The 17,750-nt window shown below is 73.4% G+C and carries 18 protein-coding genes and 1 riboswitch; of the genes, 11 read left to right on the top strand and 7 right to left on the bottom strand.

The window, feature by feature from the left end; genetic code table 11:
• Positions 1-6: 6 nt before the first annotated feature.
• From ACFYMU_RS22455 to ACFYMU_RS22440, 4 genes are all read right to left on the bottom strand, one after another.
• Positions 7-1,332, bottom strand: coding sequence for an ATP-binding cassette domain-containing protein (locus ACFYMU_RS22455; protein ID WP_388375851.1), 1,326 nt, complete (start codon positions 1,330-1,332; stop codon positions 7-9).
• Positions 1,329-2,180 carry a molybdate ABC transporter permease subunit gene (gene modB, locus ACFYMU_RS22450; RefSeq protein WP_388375848.1) on the bottom strand — a complete coding sequence of 284 codons (852 nt, stop codon included), beginning with the start codon at positions 2,178-2,180 and terminating at the stop codon, positions 1,329-1,331. Before modB ends, ACFYMU_RS22455 begins: the two co-directional genes overlap by 4 nt.
• Positions 2,177-3,007, bottom strand: a complete 831-nt coding sequence (gene modA, locus ACFYMU_RS22445; RefSeq protein WP_388375845.1) for a molybdate ABC transporter substrate-binding protein — start codon at positions 3,005-3,007, stop codon at positions 2,177-2,179. Before modA ends, modB begins: the two co-directional genes overlap by 4 nt.
• A 231-nt stretch (positions 3,008-3,238) precedes the next feature.
• Positions 3,239-3,631, bottom strand: a complete 393-nt coding sequence (locus ACFYMU_RS22440; protein WP_388375843.1) for a molybdopterin-binding protein — start codon at positions 3,629-3,631, stop codon at positions 3,239-3,241.
• A gap of 169 nt (positions 3,632-3,800) precedes the next feature.
• Here ACFYMU_RS22440 and ACFYMU_RS22435 point away from each other — a divergent pair, with 169 nt between their 5' ends.
• Both ACFYMU_RS22435 and ACFYMU_RS22430 read left to right on the top strand, forming a co-directional pair.
• On the top strand, positions 3,801-4,391 hold the full coding sequence (locus ACFYMU_RS22435; RefSeq protein WP_388375840.1) for a hypothetical protein: 591 nt from the start codon (positions 3,801-3,803) through the stop codon (positions 4,389-4,391).
• A gap of 40 nt (positions 4,392-4,431) precedes the next feature.
• Positions 4,432-5,175, top strand: coding sequence for a YcnI family protein (locus ACFYMU_RS22430; protein ID WP_388375838.1), 744 nt, complete (start codon positions 4,432-4,434; stop codon positions 5,173-5,175).
• A 209-nt stretch (positions 5,176-5,384) separates the two neighbouring features.
• Here the strand turns inward: ACFYMU_RS22430 and ACFYMU_RS22425 are convergent, their stop codons facing one another.
• Positions 5,385-6,359, bottom strand: a complete 975-nt coding sequence (locus ACFYMU_RS22425) for an LLM class flavin-dependent oxidoreductase (protein ID WP_388375835.1) — start codon at positions 6,357-6,359, stop codon at positions 5,385-5,387.
• 86 nt (positions 6,360-6,445) lie between these two features.
• Between ACFYMU_RS22425 and ACFYMU_RS22420 the strand changes: the two genes are divergently transcribed.
• Positions 6,446-7,225, top strand: coding sequence for a helix-turn-helix domain-containing protein (locus tag ACFYMU_RS22420; RefSeq protein WP_388375832.1), 780 nt, complete (start codon positions 6,446-6,448; stop codon positions 7,223-7,225).
• Here the strand turns inward: ACFYMU_RS22420 and ACFYMU_RS22415 are convergent.
• Entirely contained in the window at positions 7,204-7,626 is a 423-nt protein-coding gene (locus ACFYMU_RS22415) for a hypothetical protein (RefSeq protein ID WP_388375829.1), read from the bottom strand. The two genes, ACFYMU_RS22420 and ACFYMU_RS22415, sit on opposite strands and share 22 nt — an antisense overlap.
• A 131-nt stretch (positions 7,627-7,757) precedes the next feature.
• Positions 7,758-8,846 (bottom strand): HoxN/HupN/NixA family nickel/cobalt transporter, encoded by a 1,089-nt coding sequence (locus ACFYMU_RS22410; protein ID WP_388375826.1) that lies wholly within the window; start codon positions 8,844-8,846, stop codon positions 7,758-7,760.
• Between the two features lie 27 nt (positions 8,847-8,873).
• Positions 8,874-9,081: riboswitch (cobalamin riboswitch) on the bottom strand.
• A gap of 91 nt (positions 9,082-9,172) precedes the next feature.
• Between ACFYMU_RS22410 and ACFYMU_RS22405 the strand changes: the two genes are divergently transcribed.
• The 8 genes from ACFYMU_RS22405 (at position 9,173) to ACFYMU_RS22370 (ending at position 17,665) form a co-directional block, all read left to right on the top strand.
• Positions 9,173-9,520, top strand: coding sequence for an ArsR/SmtB family transcription factor (locus ACFYMU_RS22405; RefSeq protein WP_388375823.1), 348 nt, complete (start codon positions 9,173-9,175; stop codon positions 9,518-9,520).
• A 174-nt stretch (positions 9,521-9,694) separates the two neighbouring features.
• Positions 9,695-10,084: a cell division protein SepF gene (locus ACFYMU_RS22400; RefSeq protein ID WP_388375821.1), complete on the top strand. Its 390-nt coding sequence runs from the start codon at positions 9,695-9,697 to the stop codon at positions 10,082-10,084.
• A gap of 185 nt (positions 10,085-10,269) precedes the next feature.
• A complete protein-coding gene (locus ACFYMU_RS22395; protein WP_388375818.1) occupies positions 10,270-11,439 on the top strand; it encodes an AAA family ATPase in 1,170 nt (389 codons plus the stop codon).
• Positions 11,436-11,789 (top strand): nucleotide pyrophosphohydrolase, encoded by a 354-nt coding sequence (locus ACFYMU_RS22390; protein WP_388375815.1) that lies wholly within the window; start codon positions 11,436-11,438, stop codon positions 11,787-11,789. The genes ACFYMU_RS22395 and ACFYMU_RS22390 overlap by 4 nt, the downstream gene beginning before the upstream one ends.
• Positions 11,790-11,988: 199 nt before the next feature.
• A complete protein-coding gene (locus ACFYMU_RS22385; RefSeq protein WP_388376236.1) occupies positions 11,989-12,465 on the top strand; it encodes a DUF6099 family protein in 477 nt (158 codons plus the stop codon).
• Between the two features lie 107 nt (positions 12,466-12,572).
• Positions 12,573-13,496 (top strand): LLM class F420-dependent oxidoreductase, encoded by a 924-nt coding sequence (locus tag ACFYMU_RS22380; RefSeq protein WP_388375812.1) that lies wholly within the window; start codon positions 12,573-12,575, stop codon positions 13,494-13,496.
• A gap of 120 nt (positions 13,497-13,616) precedes the next feature.
• Complete coding sequence (locus tag ACFYMU_RS22375; RefSeq protein ID WP_388375809.1) at positions 13,617-15,098, top strand: 3' terminal RNA ribose 2'-O-methyltransferase Hen1; 1,482 nt, start codon at positions 13,617-13,619, stop codon at positions 15,096-15,098.
• The gene (locus ACFYMU_RS22370) at positions 15,095-17,665 is read left to right on the top strand and encodes a polynucleotide kinase-phosphatase (protein WP_388375806.1); all 2,571 of its coding nucleotides are present in this window, start codon (positions 15,095-15,097) and stop codon (positions 17,663-17,665) included. The genes ACFYMU_RS22375 and ACFYMU_RS22370 overlap by 4 nt, the downstream gene beginning before the upstream one ends.
• Positions 17,666-17,750: the final 85 nt, after the last annotated feature.

Raw genomic sequence — 17,750 nt, 5'->3', positions numbered from 1 at the left:
CACGTGTCAGGCCGGATAGGCGTGCGTCTGCACCGCCTTGACGGTGGCCCACACCGGCGCGCCCGGCGTGAGGCCGAGTTCCGCCGCGGCGACCGTGGTCAGGTCGGCGGCGAGCGGCAGTTCGCCGGTGAGCTCCGCGCGGATCTGGTCGCCGTGGGTCTCGAACCCCGCCACCTCGCACCGCCACAGGTTGCGCGCGCTGGAGCCGCTCGGCCGGTCCCGGTACAGGGTCACGGCGCTCGGCGGGAAGGCCACGAAGACGGGCCCCGACAGATCCTCCGTGGTGGTGATCGCGGGCCCCGCGTCGAGCCGCACGGTGTGCCCGTCGGCCGTCCCCCGGTAGAGGTTGAGCCCCACGAGCTGGGCGATGTAGTCCGTCCGCGGACGGCGGGCGATGTCCCGGGGAGCGCCCTCCTGGACCACCCGTCCGTGCTCGACCACCACCAGCCGGTCGGCGAGGACCATCGCGTCCAGCGGGTCGTGGGTGACGAGCACGGCCACCGCCTCGAACTCGGCCAGATGGCGGCGCAGCGCGGCCCGCACCTCCAGCCGGGTGCGGGCGTCCAGCGCGGCGAGCGGCTCGTCCAGGAGCAGCAGCCGGGGCCGGACGGCGAGGGCGCGGGCGAGCGCGACCCGCTGGGCCTGGCCGCCCGACAGCCGCCGCGGCTTGACGCCGGCGTGGTCGGCGAGCCCCATGCGCTCCAGCCATGCGGCGGCCGTCTCCCGTGACCGGGCCCGGGAGGCACCCCGGCAGCGCGGGCCGAAGGCCACGTTGTCCAGGGCGGTCAGATGCGGGAAGAGCAGATAGTCCTGGAAGACGACGCCGACGGGACGGGACTCGGGCGGCGTACGGTCCAGCGTGACGCCGTCCAGCCGCAGGTGACCGCCGGAGAGCGGGACCAGCCCGGCCAGCGCACGCAGGGCCGTGGTCTTCCCGGCTCCGTTGGGTCCGAGCAGTGCGACGACGTCCCCGGGCGCGGCGGCCAGCGCCACGTCGAGCCGGAAGGAACCCCGCTCGACGACGATCCGTGCGTCCAGGCCCTCGCCGCACACCCCGCCACGTGCCTCGCCTGCCGCCGGGCCGCTGGCCGCCGGGTCGCTGGCCGTCGGGTCGCCTGCCGCTGGGCTGTCGGCCGTCGGGTCGCCTGCCGTCGGGCTGTCGGCCGCCGGGTCGCTGGCCGTCGGGTCGCCTGCCGCTGGGCTGTCGGCCGTCGGGCCGCCTGCCGTCGGGCTGTCGGCCGCCTGGTCGTCGGACGCCGCGCCGTCGCGGCCGGTCGTCGCGGCCTCCATCGGCGCCTCGTGGGCCGGCAGGTCGGGGCGGTGGCCGGTCATGACACCCTCATCCAGCGGTCCCGCAGCCCCGCGAGCACCGCGACGGACACGGCCAGCAGCACCAGGCTCAGGGCGACCGCCGCCGCCGGGTCGTTCTGCAGCGCCAGATAGACGGCCAGCGGCATCGTCTGGGTGCGGCCGGGGAAGTTGCCCGCGAAGGTGATCGTCGCCCCGAACTCGCCGAGCGCCCGCGCCCACGCCAGTACGGCACCCGCCCCGATTCCCGGCGCGATCAGCGGCAGCGTGACCCGGCGGAACGCCGTGAGGCGGGAGGCGCCCAGCGTCGCGGCGGCCTCCTCGTAGCGCCGGTCGGCGGCCCGCAGCGTGCCCTCGACGCTGACGACGAGGAACGGCATCGCCACGAACGCCTCCGCCACCACCACCCCGGCCGTGGTGAACGGCAGCGTGATCCCGAACCACGAGTCCAGCCACCGCCCCACGACCCCGTTGCGCCCGAGGGCCAGCAGCAGCGCCACACCGCCGACCACCGGTGGCAGCACGAGCGGCAGCGTCACCAGGGCCCGCACGACGCTCCGGCCCGGGAACTCGGTGCGGGCCAGCAGCCAGGCCAGCGGCACGCCCAGCACCAGGCTCACGGCGGTGGCGGCGGTGGCGCTCACCAGGGACAGCCGCAGTGCCTGCCACACCTCCGCACTGGTCAGCTGGTGCGGCAGGCCGTGCCAGGGGGCCCGCACGAGCAGGGCCACCAGCGGCAGCAGCAGGAACGCCAGTCCGACCAGGGCGGGCAGCAGCAGCGGCAGCGGTGTGCCCGGCATGCGCACCCGCCCGCGCGGCGGCCCGCCCATCAGGGTGTCGGGCGCCGTGCCGGTCGTGTCGGGCCGCGTCATGGCCGGAGGAACCCGGCCTCGGTCAGGACCTTGCGGCCCTCGGCGGACCTGACCAGCGCGACGAACGCCTCGGCCGCCGGGGCGTTGGGCGCGTCCTTGAGCAGGGCGATCGGGTAGTCGTTGACCGCCTCGGCCGACTCGGGGAACTCCACGCCCTGCACCCTGCCACCGGCCGCCTTCACGTCCGTCCTGTAGACCAGGGCGGCGTCGGCCTCCTTGAGCTCCACCTTGTTCAGGGCGCTCTTGACGTCCTGCTCGTAGGAGACCGGGGTGAGCGTGAGGCGGCTCGCTTCCAGGGCCTTCTGCGCGGCGGCGCCGCACGGCACCGCCTTGTCGCACAGCACGACCTTCAGGCCGGGCCGGGTGAGGTCCTTCAAGGAGGAGATCCGGTCGGGGTTGCCCGACAGGGTGGCGATCTCCAGTTGGTTGCGCACGAAGGTGGCGGGCGTCCCGGAGGCGTCGCCGGCGTCGGTGACGATCTTCATCGTCCTGGGGCTGGCGGCGGCGAAGACGTCGGCCGGGGCGCCCCCGGTGATGCTCGCGGCGAGGGTGTCGCTGCCGCTGAAGCTGAAGGTCACCCTGGTGCCCGGGTGCTCCTTCTCGAACTTCTTGCCCAGCGCGGTGAAGCTCTCCTTGAGGGAGGCGGCGGCGAAGACGGTGACCGTGCCGGACGGCTTCGGCGACGACGCCGAGGAATCCGGTGTCCTGGAGGAGCCGGAGCCGGACGAGGCGGAGCAGGCGCTCAGGGCCAGCAGAGCGGCGGCCGCCGCGCCGGCCAGCTGCGGTGTCCGGCCGGTCCGGCGAGTCCGGCACATGGAACGCGTCATCACGGCCCCACTCCCTCTGCTCGTGCGGAAGGAACCCGGCGGACCCTCCGATACGCCGATGATACTTGTGCAGATGCCAGCTGGAAGCCCCCAGTATCCTCGCATGAGCAGACTGATCGGCCGATGCAAGCGCGCATATGCGTTCGACCGCCCCGCTCGCACCTCGCTCGCACCTCGCTCGCACCCCGGCGCGCCCCCGGCGCCGGGCCCCGGAGTGCGCCCGCGCGCCGCTCAGGTCCGGTCGATGTGCACGTTCGTCGACTTCACGCGGGCCGTGGCCTCCATGCCGACCTCCAGACCCAGTTCCTCCACGGCCTCCCGGGTCAGCAGGGACACCAGGCGGTGCGGCCCCGCCTGGATCTCCACCTGGGCGGCCACGTCACCGAGCCGGACGGCCGTGACGATGCCGGGGAACGCGTTGCGCGCCGAGGTGTACGAGGGGGCCTCCTCGTCGCCGGCGCGGGCCAGCTCGACGGAGAACGCCGCCAGGTCCCTGCCGTCGATGACGCGGCGCCCGCTCTCGTCGCGCCGCGTCGCCATCCGGCCCGCGTCCGCCCACCGCCGCGCGGTGTCCGGGCTCACCCCCAGCAGACGGGCGGCCTGACCGATTGTGTAGGACTGCATGACCGCCAAGATAGGCGCACGTGCCGCCCCGCCCGAAACACTTCCGGGACCGGATGCCCTGCGCGCCGGGCCGATCGCCTGCGGACGATCGCCTGCGGACGATCTCCAGCGCGCCGGATCCACGGAAAGCGGCATGGCCGCCCCCGCCCGCATGGGATGATCCGGCGCCATGGGTGTGTCCTGGGCGGTGCGGAGCGTACGCGCAGCGGTGTTCGCCGTCGTGTGCGTGCTGCTGGCCGCCGGAGGTCACGCCCTGGCCACCGGCGCCGTTCCGCCGGTGTGGGTGGACGCGGCCGCCTTCGTGCCCGTGTTCGCCGCCGCCGCGGCGCTCGCCGGGCGTGAGCGTTCGCTCCTCGCCATCGCCGGCGCCATGCTCACCGTGCAGGGCGCCCTCCACTTCGCCTTCGCCGCGGCCGGACCGTCTCATGCGCCGATGCGCATGCCGGCCATGTCCGATGGCATCGGCATGGCCTGCGAGCCGTGTGCGACGGCCTCCCAGGCCGCCGCCGCGCACCTCGCGGCCGCGCTGCTCGCCTCCTGGTGCCTGCGGCGCGGCGAGGCCGCCCTGTGGACGGTGCTGCGCAAGGCGGTCACCTTCGTTCCGGGCCTGGTCGCCTGGTGGCGGCGCACGACGCCGATGCCCGCCCGGGTCGGGCCGCCGCGACCGTACGCCCGCAGGTACCACCCGCTCGGACAGGCACTGCCGCGCCATGCCCTGACCCGGCGCGGCCCGCCCCGGGGTGCCCCGTACGCGATCTGAACCCCCCATCACCGAGCACCAGTACGGAGTGTGTCCTGCCATGTCCCCGATGCGTACCACCCTGCGCCGCGCCGGCACCGTCGGCGCTCTCGCCGCCGCCTGCGTCCTCACCGCGGCGGGCGCGGCCTTCGCGCACGTCACCGTCCACCCCGAGAGCTACCCCAAGGGCGCCACCGACGGCGTGCTGACCTTCCGGGTCCCCAACGAGCAGGACACCGCCGCCACGACCAAGGTCGAGGTCTTCCTGCCCACCGACCATCCGATCCTGGGCGTGCTGGTCAGCCCCCAGAACGGCTGGACCGCGCAGGTGACCACCATCAAGCTCAAGAAGCCCGTCACCACGGACGACGGCACCGTCACCGACGCCGTCTCCCAGATCACCTGGACCGGGGGGCGCATCCGCCACGGCCAGTACCAGGACTTCGACGTCGCCTTCGGCCGACTGCCCGACGACACGGACCGGTTGATGTTCAAGACGCTGCAGACCTACTCCGACGGCACGGTCGCCCGCTGGATCGAGCAGTCCGGACAGGGTGCGGAGGAGCCGGAGAGCCCGGCGCCGCTGCTCCGGCTCACCGCCAAGGGCGGCGCGGAGGAGGGCGGTTCGGCGCCCTCCTCCACCACCACCGAGAAGACGGAGACCTCCGCCACCGAGGCCGCCTCGTCCGACGACTCCACGGCCCGCGGCCTCGGCATCGCCGGCCTGGTCGTCGGCGTCCTGGGCCTGGCCGCCGCCGGCTTCGCCGTCCTCCGCGGCCGCAGCCGCGCCTCGGCGTCCGAGTGACCGAGGGGTCACCGCGCCGGCAGGGGAGACCGACGACCGGGGCGCCGGCCGCGAGCCGGTGCCGGCCGGTGTGAGCGCGGCGCTCGTGCGGTGACGGCGCTCTGTGGCCGCGGCGCTCGTCGAGACCGGCGGGTCTCGACGAGCGCCGCGGCCACGAGACCGGCTTCTTCGCGCGGTGTCGCGCTGCGGGGCGGCAGGCCGGGCGAGGCTCAGGAGCCTCCCGGGGCGGCGGCCGTGTCCGCCGCCGCTCGCAGGGCGGGGATCAGGTCCGCGACCCGTTCGAGCTGGTCGTGCTGGGAACGCACGCCCAGGGCGCCGAGACGGATGACGAGGTGCCGGGCGCCGGCCGCGACGAACTGTCCCAGGCGCTCGAGAACCTGAGCGGCGGAGCCGGCGACGACTGCCTGGATCTGATCCAGTTCCTCCAACGGCATGCCGTACACCGCCCGGGCGTAGGCGTCCATCGCCCGGCGGCCACGTTCGACGTCGGAGTCGATCCGTACCGAGACGAACATCGCGGGAGTGATGTCCGCGGCCGCTCTGCCGACGTCGGCGGCCGCTGTGCGGATGGCGAGCAGCCCCGCCGCGTAGTCGGCGGGGTCGGGCGGGTAGGGCAGCCATCCGTCGTACATCCGGCCGGTTCGCGCCAGTGCCGAGGGAGTGGCGCCGCCCAGCCAGACGGGCGGGCCACCGGTCGAGAACGGCCTGGTCGTGGGCGGGATGTCGGCGAACCGGAGGATCTCGCCCTGGAAGCTGCGTGCGCCGCCCCACAGGGCGCGCCACAACGAGACCGTCTCGTCCAGGCGGGCGAAGCGCCTTTCCCAGGGCACCTCGGACAAGGTGTACAGGGGGCGTCCGAAACGGCCGGGGAAGCCCGCGCCGACGGTCACGGCGAGTCGGCCGCCGGACAACAGGTCGACCGACGCCAGCGACTGCGCGACCTGGACCGGCCGGCGCAGGAACGGCAGCAGGGCGGCAGTTCCCAGGGCCACCGTGTCCGTTGCCGGGGCGAGCGCGGCCAGCATCGTGAGGGCCTCGATGCGCGGGCTGATCAGGGAGTCGTTGACGAAGAGCGAGGAGAAGCCCAGGCGTTCGGCCCGGCGGCCGAAGCCGACCAGTTCCCGAGGGTCGTCGTCCGCGCCCCACTGGGCGGTTCCGGTCGGAAGCAGTACACCGATCTCCATGCCGGCGATGCTGACCATCGGCGCGAGTGACGACAATTCCCCGAAGGGAATGGCGTGGCGTCCACCACCGTCGTTACAACGGGGCGGTGGACTTCCCCCGTGCGCTTCGCGACCGTCGTACCCGCCGTCGTCTCAGCCAGCTCGACCTGGCGCTGCGGGCGGGCACCACACAGCGGCATGTCAGTTTCATCGAGTCCGGCAGATCCGTCCCGGGCCGGCGGATGGTCGTGCGCCTGGCCGAGTCGCTGGACCTGCCGCTGCGGGAGCGCAACGATCTGCTGATGGCCGCCGGGTACGCGCCCGTCTACGAGGAGAGCTCGCTCGACGCCCCGGCGCTGGCACCGGTGCGCGCGGCGATCGACCACATCCTCCGCGGGCATCTGCCGTATCCGGCGCTGGTCGTGGACCGGGCGGGTGACCTGATCGCCGCGAACGCCGCCTTCGACCTGATCACCGAAGGCGTGGCCCCCGAGCTGGTGGGACCCGGCACGAACGCCTACCGCCTGGCACTGCATCCCGACGGCCTGGCGCCCCGCATCCACAACCTCGCCGAATGGGCGCGGCACATCCTGGTACGCCTCGACCACCTGGAGGAGCTGCGCGCCGAGCTCACCACGTATGTTCCCGAGCTGGAGCCGTCCGCCGGGCTCCTCGGATTCGCGGTTCCGCTCCGCCTGCGCTCCTCGTACGGTGAGCTGTGTCTGATGACGACGGTCACCACCTTCGCCACCGCTGTCGACGTGACCCTTGCCGAGCTGAAGCTGGAAGCCTTCCTGCCCGCCGACCGGGCGACGGCGGAGGCGCTCTCCGCGGCCGCCGGGACCACGGACCCGACCACCGGGGATCAGGCACCCGGGAACATGTAGTCGGCCTTGATCCGGCCGTTGTCGTCGAGCATGAGCACCTCCAGGCCCCCGCCCACCACGTCACCGGTCTCGGTGGAAACGGCCTCCCAGCCGAACTCGACCAGATCGCGAAGGCGTACCGCGTCGGCGCGCGCCCGGAAGGCGAATCCCTGCTTCTCGACGAACCGCTCGTAGCTGCGCGCGACCCGGGTCTCGATGGCGTCGTGCCCCCGAGCCTCCAGAGTCTGGTGTTCGAAGCCGAGTTCCGCGGCGATCTCCCGCATCTCCGCGGGCGGATGGAGGACGTGGGTGCCGTCCTCCGCCCACAACCGCTCGATGGCCGCCCGGCGTTCGGCCGCGTCCTGCACCGTCCACATCGCTGTGTAACGGTCGGCCAGGTGCTGCGGGTCGATCTCGATCATGTACATCTCCTCGCCGGACAGGAAGTCTGGGACCCCGATCCTGCGGCGCGCGGCGGAGAGTGACAATTCCCCCCGGGGAATGGGCTTCCGGGCGGCGGCGACCCCTGAACGGCTGCCGGCCGCCCGGTGCGTCACCGTCCGTCCGCGGGGCGGGGAGCCCACCGCTCCTCGACCTTCGCCAGCCGCCAGTAGGCGAGGGCGCCCGCCCAGACGACCACGAACAGCCCGACGATGACGAAGCCCACGTTGCCGAGGTCGAGCCCGGCTATCCAGCCGGTGACCGCGTCCCGCAGATCCAGCTTCTCGTGCAGCACGCCGACCAGTTCGATGGTGCCGATCAGGAAGGCCACCGCGATCGACAGTCCGGTGATCGTGAGGTTGTAGAACACCTTGCGCACCGGGTTGGAGAAGGCCCACTGGTAGGCGAAGTTCATGAACGTGCCGTCGAGCGTGTCGAACAGGCACATGCCGGCGGTGAACAGCAGCGGCAGGCACAGGATCGCGTACCAGGGCAGTCCGGCCGCCGCGCCCGAGCCCGCCATCACCATCAGCGTGACCTCGGTGGCCGTCTCGAAGCCGAGACCGAACAGGAAGCCCAGCGGGTACATCTGGCCCGGACGCGAGATCGTCCTGGTGAGGCGGCCGAGGACGCGGTTCATGAAGCCCCGCGAGTCCAGGTGCCGTTCGAGCTCCGTCTCGTCGTACGCGCCCGAGCGCATCGACCTGAAGACCTTCAGGATGCCGGTGAGGGCGACCAGGTTGAGGGCGGCGATGAGGTACAGGAACGTGCCGGCGACCGTCGTCCCCATGAAGCCGAGGACCTGGTGGGTGTGCGAGTCCTCGTTCGTGACGCGGTCGGCGAGCCGGGTGCCGCCCGCGATCATCACGGCCAGCAGGACCACCACGCTGGAGTGGCCCAGCGCGAACCAGAATCCGACGGACACCGGCCGCTTGCCGTCGGCCATCAGTTTGCGCGTGGTGTTGTCGATCGCGGCGATGTGGTCGGCGTCGAAGGCGTGCCGCATGCCCAGGGTGTACGCGGTCACACCGAGCCCGATGCCGAACGCCTTGGAGCCGACGGCGTAGTGCTCCGGCTCCACCAGGAGGAACAGAACCCCGAAGGCGACCACGTGCAGGGCCGCGATCACCGCCAGCAGCACGGCGGTTCGCAGGGTGTCCTCGCGCCGCCACCGGAAGGACGCAGGGTCGGGCAGGGTCATTCGGTCACGCTCCAGCACCTCGTGGATCACTTCGTGAGATGCCGTGGCCGGTCTCCTGGCTGACGGGTCACCGCGCCCGTTCCTGCCTTCCCGGCCGTCGTACGGCCAGTGGCGCCACCCGCGAACGGGCGGCACGGAACGGGAACTCCCCGATCACAGTGGCGAGGGCCGCTCCGGCCTGAGCCCCTGAGGGCTTTCACCGGTCTTCCCGAACACCACGGCCCGCCCACCTTAGGGCGGACCCCGCGATGCCTGCAAGGCTGCACAGTTGCGCAGATGTCTGGAGGTATCGAAGATCACACAGGGGTTCCTGGGACACTGTCCGCATGCATCTCGTCCCCGCCGAACGCGCCGGCCGGCGCATCATCGACGGCAACCGGGTCTGCCAGGCCATCGAAGCCATCGGTGAGCCGGAAGCCGTGCGTGCCTGGGCCGACCGCTTCTCCCTGCTCGCCGATCCCGGCCGGCTGGCCCTGCTGCTCGCCCTGCACCGGGCCGGGCCGCTCGCCGTCTCCGATCTCGCCGTGGCGACCGGCATGAACGACCCCGCCGTCTCGCAGGCGCTGCGGCTGCTGCGGACCGCCGAGGTGGTCGTGGGGGAGAAGCAGGGGCGCATCGTCCGCTACCGGGTGACCGATTCGGTCGTGCTGGAGCTGCTCAGGCAGGTCACATGACGGGTCGTCATCGACGACGGGCCGCGGGGCGCCGTCCACCACGCGAGGGGCGTCTTCCGGCCGAAGTGACCGCCGTGACTGTAGCGGTCCGTGTCGCTGTTGGGCCGAACGGGTGACCATGCGTAAGAATTGACCGGTGCAGACGATGAGTGCGAGCCACCCCCGGGAGGACCGGTGAACAGCCGCGATGTCACCGACGAACAGTGGGAGGGGCTCGCCCAGGTCGTTCCGTTGCGCGGCCGGGACGCCTGGCCGTCCGCGGTCGACCACCGGTCCATACCCGAGGCCGAGACCGAGGCGCGGCGCCGCTTCGTGGTGCTGCGGGTCAATGTGTTCGCGGACGCCCGCGACGTCGCCGAGACGCTGATGGCGGGGGTGCCCGTGCTGCTCGACCTCACGGGCGCGGAGACCGAGGTCGCCAAGAGGGTGCTGGACTTCAGCACCGGCGTCGTCTTCGGGCTCTCCAGCGGGATGCACCGGGTCGACCGCAATGTGTTCCTGCTGACACCGCCGGGGACCGAGGTGCGCGGGCTGATGGAGGGGGCCGGCGTCCCAGGGGTCTGAGACCGGGGCGGCGAGGTCCCCGGAGCCCGGGAGTTGGCCGGCGTCGCCGCGGGGGGCGGTCCGCGCGCGGCCGCGCCGTCCGGCCGTGCGTCCGGTCGCGCTGCTCGGGCGGGGACGTCGCTCGATCGTGGGAAGCGCGTGACGGTAAAACGGTTCGCCCCGGCCCGACGGCCTACGGTCCGGACATGACCGTCTCCTCCGCGCCGTCCCCGCCCGGCCCGGCTCGCAGCGCGGACGCACGGCCGGACCGGCCGTGCGTCACCGAGCTGAGGCTGTCCGCGTTCGGCGGTCACCGGCGGGCCGCCTTCGCGCTGGGGCCGCTGACGCTGTTCACGGGCCCGAGCGGCTCGGGCAAGTCGCGGGTGCTGCAGGCGTACGAGGCGCTGGCGCGGCTCGGGGGCGGGGCGGAGCTGGCGGAGGCGTTCCCCCACCCGGCGGCCTGCGTTCCCGAGCGGGCGCGACCCGACGCCCAGCGACGGCGCGGCTTCCGCATCGGGTGCACGGCCGACGGCCCACAGGGTCCGGTCCGGCTCGACATCGCCGTGCAGGCCGAGCCCGAACTGCGGGTCGTCGGCGAGCGGTTGACGTCCGGCGGGCTGATCCTGCTGGAGACGGCCCTGCTCGACCCCGGGCGCGCTACGGTGCAGGCGGCCTGGCACACGGCGGACGCCTCCCCGGTGACCCGCGCCCCGCTGCCGGACGACCGCCTCGGCACCGGCCTGCTGCCGCTGCGCGTGGCCGGCCGGACGGAAGGGCAGCGCCGGGTGCTGGCCGCGGCCGAGCAGATGGTCGTCGCCCTGCGCTCCGTCTTCGCCTGCGACCCGAGCCCCCGCTGGATGCGTACCCCGGCGCCGCTGGGCGCGGGCCGGCTGCTGCCGGGCTGCGACAACCTGGCGGCCGTGCTGTGGCGTACGCGCGCGGAGTGCGCCCGGCGGCACGCGCTGCTGGCCTCGGCGGTCGGGGCGGGCTGTGCGGGACGGGTCGTCGACCTGCTGGCGGAGCCGCTCGGCGACGGCACGGTGCGCGCGCTGCTCGACCGCGGGGACGGACTGCGTACGCCGCTGGAACTGCTCGGCGACGGTGAACTGCGGTACGTGGCCCTGGCCCTCGTCCTCCTCACCGGCCCCGGCGTGCTGGCGGTTGACCCGGCGGGGGAGGTGCCCGCGGCGCTGCAGACGCTCACGGTGCTGGCGGACGATCTCGACCGCTGCATGGACCGGCGGCAGGCGCGGGGACTGCTGGAGCTGGCGGCGCGGATGTGCGAGCGGGGCCACATCCGGCTGGTGGGCGCGGTGAGCGAGGCGTCCTGCGCGGCGGGGACGGAGGGGGTGACGGTGGTAGACCTGGGGCCGTGACAGAGGAACACCGGCGACGGGAAGACCTGGACGTGGCGCGGCTGCAGCGCCGGCTCGCGGAGTTCGCCGCGGTGCGCAACTGGCAGCCCTACCACACCCCGAAGAACCTGGCGGCCGCGCTCAGCGTGGAGGCGTCCGAACTGGTCGAGATCTTCCAGTGGCTGACGCCGGAGGAGTCGGCCCGGGTGATGGACGACCCGGGCACGGCGCACCGGGTGACCGACGAGGTCGCGGACGTGCTCGCCTATCTGCTGCAGCTGTGCGAGGTGCTCGGCATCGACGCGCTGGCGGCGCTGGATGCGAAGATCGACCGCAATGAGCAGAGGTTTCCGGCGCCGGGCGCGGACTGAGCGACGGCGTCCCGGGGTCCGCCGGTCTGCCGGTCCACCAGTCACTCTCCGGAGTTACGGAATTGCCCCTACCTCTCAACTTGTCCACAGATTTCGGAACAGCTCTGGCTTTTCGTCCCGCGTGCCTTCACTCTGGGTAGTGGACGACGGAGTTCGGGCAGACGCGCACCAGCGCGTCGGGACGGAGCGGGGGCAGCGCATGGACGCGGTGCGGCTCATCGTGGCGAGCAGGCGTGCCCTGGCCGGGAGCGAGGACGGGCCGAGGATCATGGCGGAGGCGTGGCAGGCGTACGCCCTGGCGCAGGCGATGGGCAGCCGCCTCGCCGTCTCCGGCCCACCCGAACTGCGCGGCGAGGCACTCGGGTTGACGGAGCTGGCGGGCCGTGGCTGCGGCGTTCTGCACACACCGCCCATCGACGTGGCCGATCTGCGCGCCGCTCAGCTCACGGACCTGGGCGACGCCCGCCAGGCGCTCCTCGACCTCGGCACCCTCCTCGCGGAGCTGGGCATGGCCCTCATCGCCGTGGCGAGCGCGGCGGACGACGAGGGCACCTACTGGCAGTGCATGGAGGCGATCGACGCGGCCGACGAGTCCAGGGACCGGGTCACGGAACTGCTGCGCAGACTGGCGGCGAGGGACGGTGAGATACGGGAGCGGTACCGGACGGCGGGGTGAGACGGCCCGCCCCCGCCCCCGCCCCCGCCCCCGTCCCCGGCGCCGGGGGCGCGGCGCCGGAGCGCGATCACCGGCGTCGACCGCGGCCCGGCGTGCAGGATGGGGGCATGGATCTTCGCATCTTCACCGAGCCCCAGCAGGGGGCGACCTACGACACCCTTCTCTCCGTCGCCAAGGCCACCGAGGACCTGGGCTTCGACGCCTTCTTCCGCTCCGACCACTATCTGAAGATGGGCGGCGTGGACGGCCTGCCCGGACCCACCGACGCCTGGATCACCCTCGCCGGCCTCGCCCGTGAGACCAGCCGCATCCGCCTCGGCACGCTGATGACGGCGGGGACCTTCCGCCTCCCCGGCGTCCTGGCCATCCAGGTCGCGCAGGTCGACCAGATGTCCGGCGGCCGCGTCGAACTGGGCCTGGGCGCGGGCTGGTTCGAGGACGAGCACAAGGCGTACGGCATTCCCTTCCCGAAGGAGAAGTTCGCCCGCCTCGAGGAACAGCTGGAGATCGTCACGGGACTGTGGGAGACCGAGGCCGGCGCGACCTTCAGCTTCCACGGGACCTACTACGACCTGACCGACTCACCGGCCCTGCCCAAGCCCGCCCAGGCCAGGATCCCGGTGCTCATCGGCGGCCACGGCGCGACCCGCACCCCGCGGCTGGCCGCGCGCCACGCCGACGAGTTCAACATGCCGTTCGCGTCGATCGAGGACAGCGAGCGCCAGTTCGGCCGGGTCCGCGCCGCCGCCGCACAGGCCGGACGCGACGCGGACGCGCTGACGTACTCGAACGCGCTGGTGGCCTGCGTCGGCAAGGACGACCAGGAGGTGGCCCGTCGCGCCGCCGCGATCGGCCGCGAGGTCGACGAGCTGAAGGCCAACGGGCTGGCGGGCTCCCCGGCCGAGGTCGTGGACAAGATCGGCCGGTACGCGGAGATCGGCTCCCGGCGCATCTACCTCCAGATCCTCGACCTCCACGACCTGGACCACCTGGAGCTGATCTCCTCCCAGGTCCAGTCCCAGCTGACCTGATCCGGACCATGTCCCGCCCCGGGCCGCGGCGGTGCCCGGCCGGGGCGGGGCAGCACCGGATCCTGCGCAGTTGTTCGAAATCCGGTGGTCGCCGGACCCCGGGGCCGGGAGACTCGGGCCATGTTCCTGACGATCAGCACCGCCGGCACAGCCGAACGCCCGGCGACCGACCTCGGTTTCCTGCTGCACAAGCATCCCGACGCGTCGCAGGCGTTCTCGACCTCCTACGGCACGGCCCACGTCTTCTACCCCGAGGCGGACGCCGAGCGCTGCACGGCGGCGCTGCTGCTGGAGGTCGATGCCGTCGCGCTGGTCCGGCGGGGCAAGGGCAAGGGGCGCGGCGGCGCGCCCGACGCCGCGCTCGCGCAGTACGTCAACGACCGCCCGTACGCGGCCTCCTCGCTGCTCGCCGTCGCGTTGAGCAACGTGTTCTCCAGCGCGATGCGGGGCGTGTGCAAGGCCAGGCCCGAGCGTGCCGGGCAGCCGCTGCCGCTGCGCGTGGAGGTGCCCGCGCTGCCCGCCCGGGGCGGTCCCGACCTGGTGCGGCGTCTGTTCGAACCGCTCGGCTGGACGGTCACCGCCGAACCGATCGTGCTGGACGCCGAGTTCCCCGAGTGGGGCGACTCCCGGTATGTGCGCCTCGTCCTGGAGTCGGACGCGCTGACCCTGGCCGGGGCCCTGCGCCACCTCTACGTCCTGCTGCCCGTCCTCGACGACGCCAAGCACTACTGGGTCTCCTCCGACGAGGTCGACAAGCTCCTGCGTGCCGGTGAGGGCTGGCTGCCCGACCACCCCGAGCAGAAGCTGATCACCACCCGCTATCTGGCGCGCCGCTGGTCGTTGACCCGGCAGGCGATGGAGCGCCTGGAACTGGTCCGGCTCGCGGAGGCGGACGACAGCGAGGTCGAGGAGATCGACAACGCGGTCGAGGCGGAGACCGGGACGGACGAGGAGAGGCCGGCGCCGCTGGCCGTGCAGCGCAGGGACGCGATCATCGGGGTGCTCAGGGAGTCCGGCGCGGCCCGCGTCCTCGACCTCGGCTGCGGTCAGGGCCAGTTGGTGCAGGAACTGCTCAGGGACCCGCGGTTCACGGAGATCGTCGGCGTCGACGTGTCGATGCGCGCGCTCACCATCGCCTCCCGGCGGCTGAAGCTGGACCGGATGGGGGAGCGGCAGGCGTCGCGGGTGCAGCTGTTCCAGGGCTCGCTCGCGTACACCGACCGGCGGCTGAAGGGGTACGACGCCGCCGTGCTGAGCGAGGTCGTGGAGCACGTCGACCCGCCCCGGCTGTCCGCCCTGGAGTACGCGGTGTTCGGCTCGGCGCGGCCCCGCACGGTGCTCGTGACGACCCCGAACGTCGAGTACAACGTCCGCTGGGAGAGCCTCCCGGCCGGGCACGCCCGCCACGGCGACCACCGCTTCGAGTGGACGCGCCGGGAGTTTTGCGCCTGGGCGGGCGCGGTGGCCGGACGGCACGGGTACGGCGTGGACTTCGTGCCCGTGGGACCCGACGACCCCGAGGTGGGGCCGCCCACCCAGATGGCCGTCTTCACCCTGGGCACGGCCACGACGACGACCGCGAAGGAGGAGAACGCCGCATGACCGAGGCACCCACCCAGGCATCCGCCCCGGCCCGCTCCGAGGGGCGCACCCTGCCCGTGACGGACCTCTCCCTCGTGGTCCTGATCGGTGCGTCGGGATCGGGCAAGTCGACCTTCGCCCGCAGGCACTTCAAGCCCACCGAGGTCATCTCCTCGGACTTCTGCCGCGGACTGGTGGCCGACGACGAGAACGACCAGAGCGCCAGCCGCGACGCCTTCGACGTGCTGCACCACATCGCGGGCAAGCGCCTCGCGGCGGGCCGCCGCACCGTCGTCGACGCGACCAGCGTGCAGCAGGACAGCCGCCGCCAGCTGATCGACCTGGCCAGGCGGCACGACGTGCTGCCCATCGCGATCGTGCTCGACGTGCCTGAGGAGGTGTGCGCCGCGCGCAACGCGGACCGCACCGACCGGGCCGACATGCCGCGCCGCGTCATCCAGCGCCACATCCGCGAACTGCGCCGCTCGCTGCGGCACCTGGAGCGGGAGGGCTTCCGCAAGGTGCATGTGCTGCGGAGCGTGGAGGAGATCGAGAACGCGGCGGTCGTCACGGAGAGGCGCTTCAACGACCTCACCCATCTCACCGGCCCCTTCGACATCATCGGCGACGTCCACGGCTGCTCCTCGGAACTGGAGGCGCTGCTGGGCAAGCTGGGCTACGTCGACGGCGTGCACCCTCAGGGCCGTACCGCCGTCTTCGTCGGTGACCTGGTGGACCGGGGCCCGGACAGCCCCGGCGTCCTGCGCCGGGTGATGTCGATGGTGGCGTCGGGCGACGCGTTGTGCGTGCCCGGCAACCACGAGAACAAGTACGGGCGTCACCTCAGGGGCCGCAAGGTCCAGCACACGCACGGGCTCGCCGAGACCATCGAGCAGATGGAGCGGGAGAGCGACGGCTTCCGGCAGCAGGTCAGGGAGTTCATCGACGGCCTGGTCAGCCACTACGTCCTCGACGGCGGCCGGCTGGTGGTGTGCCATGCCGGGCTGCCGGAGCAGTACCACGGCCGTACCTCCGGCCGGGTCCGCTCGCACGCGCTGTACGGCGACACGACGGGGGAGACGGACGAGTTCGGCCTGCCGGTGCGCTATCCCTGGGCGGAGGAGTACCGGGGCCGGGCCGCGGTGGTGTACGGCCACACCCCCGTCCCGCAGGCCACCTGGCTCAACAACACCATCTGCCTGGACACGGGCGCCGTCTTCGGCGGCCGGCTGACGGCGCTGCGCTGGCCGGAGCGGGAGCTGGTCGACGTACCGGCCGAGCGGGTGTGGTACGAGCCGACCCGGCCGCTGGCCACCGAGGCGCCCGGCGGCCACGACGGCCGTCCGCTGGACCTGGCGGACGTGCACGGCCGCAGGGTGGTCGAGACGCGCCACGCGGGCCGGATCTCGGTCCGCGAGGAGAACGCGGCGGCCGCCCTGGAGGTCATGAGCCGTTTCGCGGTGGACCCGCGGCTGCTGCCGTATCTGCCGCCGACCATGGCGCCGACGGCGACCTCGCACGTGGAGGGCTACCTGGAACACCCCATCGAGGCGTTCGCCCAGTACCGGGAGGACGGGGTCGCGCGGGTCGTGTGCGAGGAGAAGCACATGGGCTCCCGGGCGGTGGTGCTGGTGTGCCGGGACGCGGACGCCGCCCGGGCGCGCTTCGGGGTCGAGCCAGGCCCCACCGGCTCGCTCTGCACACGTACCGGCCGCCCGTTCTTCGACGACCGGACGGTGACGGAGGAGGTCCTGGAGCGGCTGCGGCAGGCCGTGTCGGCGGCGGGCCTGTGGGAGGAGCTCGAGACCGACTGGCTGCTGCTGGACGCGGAGCTGATGCCGTGGTCGCTGAAGGCGTCCGGGCTGCTGCGGACGCAGTACGCGGCGGTCGGGGCGGCGGCAGGGGCGGCGTTCCCCGGTGCGCTGGCGGCGCTGGAAGGGGCGGCGGCGCGCGGCGTCGACGTGGGGGAACTGCTGCCGAGGCAGCGCGAGCGGGCGGCGGCCGCGGCGGCGTTCACGGAGGCGTACCGGCGGTACTGCTGGCCGACGCAGGGCCTGGCGGGCGTCCGCCTGGCCCCGTTCCAGCTGCTGGCGGTCCAGGGCCGCAGCCTCGCCGGGACACCCCACGACGAACAGCTCGCGCTCATCGACCGGCTGGTGGAGCACGACGGCAGCGGACTGCTGCAGACGACCCGGCGGCTGTTCGTCGACACCGCCGACCCCGAGTCCGTGCGGGCGGGCGTCGACTGGTGGCTGGAGATGACCGGCCGCGGAGGCGAGGGAATGGTCGTCAAGCCGGTGGAGGCGGTGGTCCGCACCGCCGCCGGCCGTCTGGCGCAGCCGGGCGTCAAGTGCCGTGGCCGCGAGTACCTCCGGATCATCTACGGCCCGGAGTACACACGCCCGGACAACCTGGCCCGGCTGCGCTCCCGCTTCCTCAACCACAAGCGGTCGCTGGCGATCCGGGAGTACGCGCTGGGTCTGGAGGCCCTGGACCGGCTCGCGGAGGGCGAGCCGCTGTGGCGGGTGCACGAGGCGGTGTTCGGGGTGCTGGCGCTGGAGTCGGAGCCGGTGGACCCGCGGCTGTGACGGGCCGCCGTCCGCGGCGCGGGGGCTGGGCGCAGTGTCCGGCCCCCGCGGCGCAACGGCACACCGAGGTCAGCCCACCAGCCGC

This window comes from Streptomyces sp. NPDC007264 (assembly GCF_042869095.1).
GTDB lineage: Bacteria > Actinomycetota > Actinomycetes > Streptomycetales > Streptomycetaceae > Streptomyces.
The sequence above is the reverse complement of the archived record's forward strand: the minus strand, read 5'-3'. Positions and strand labels throughout refer to the sequence as shown.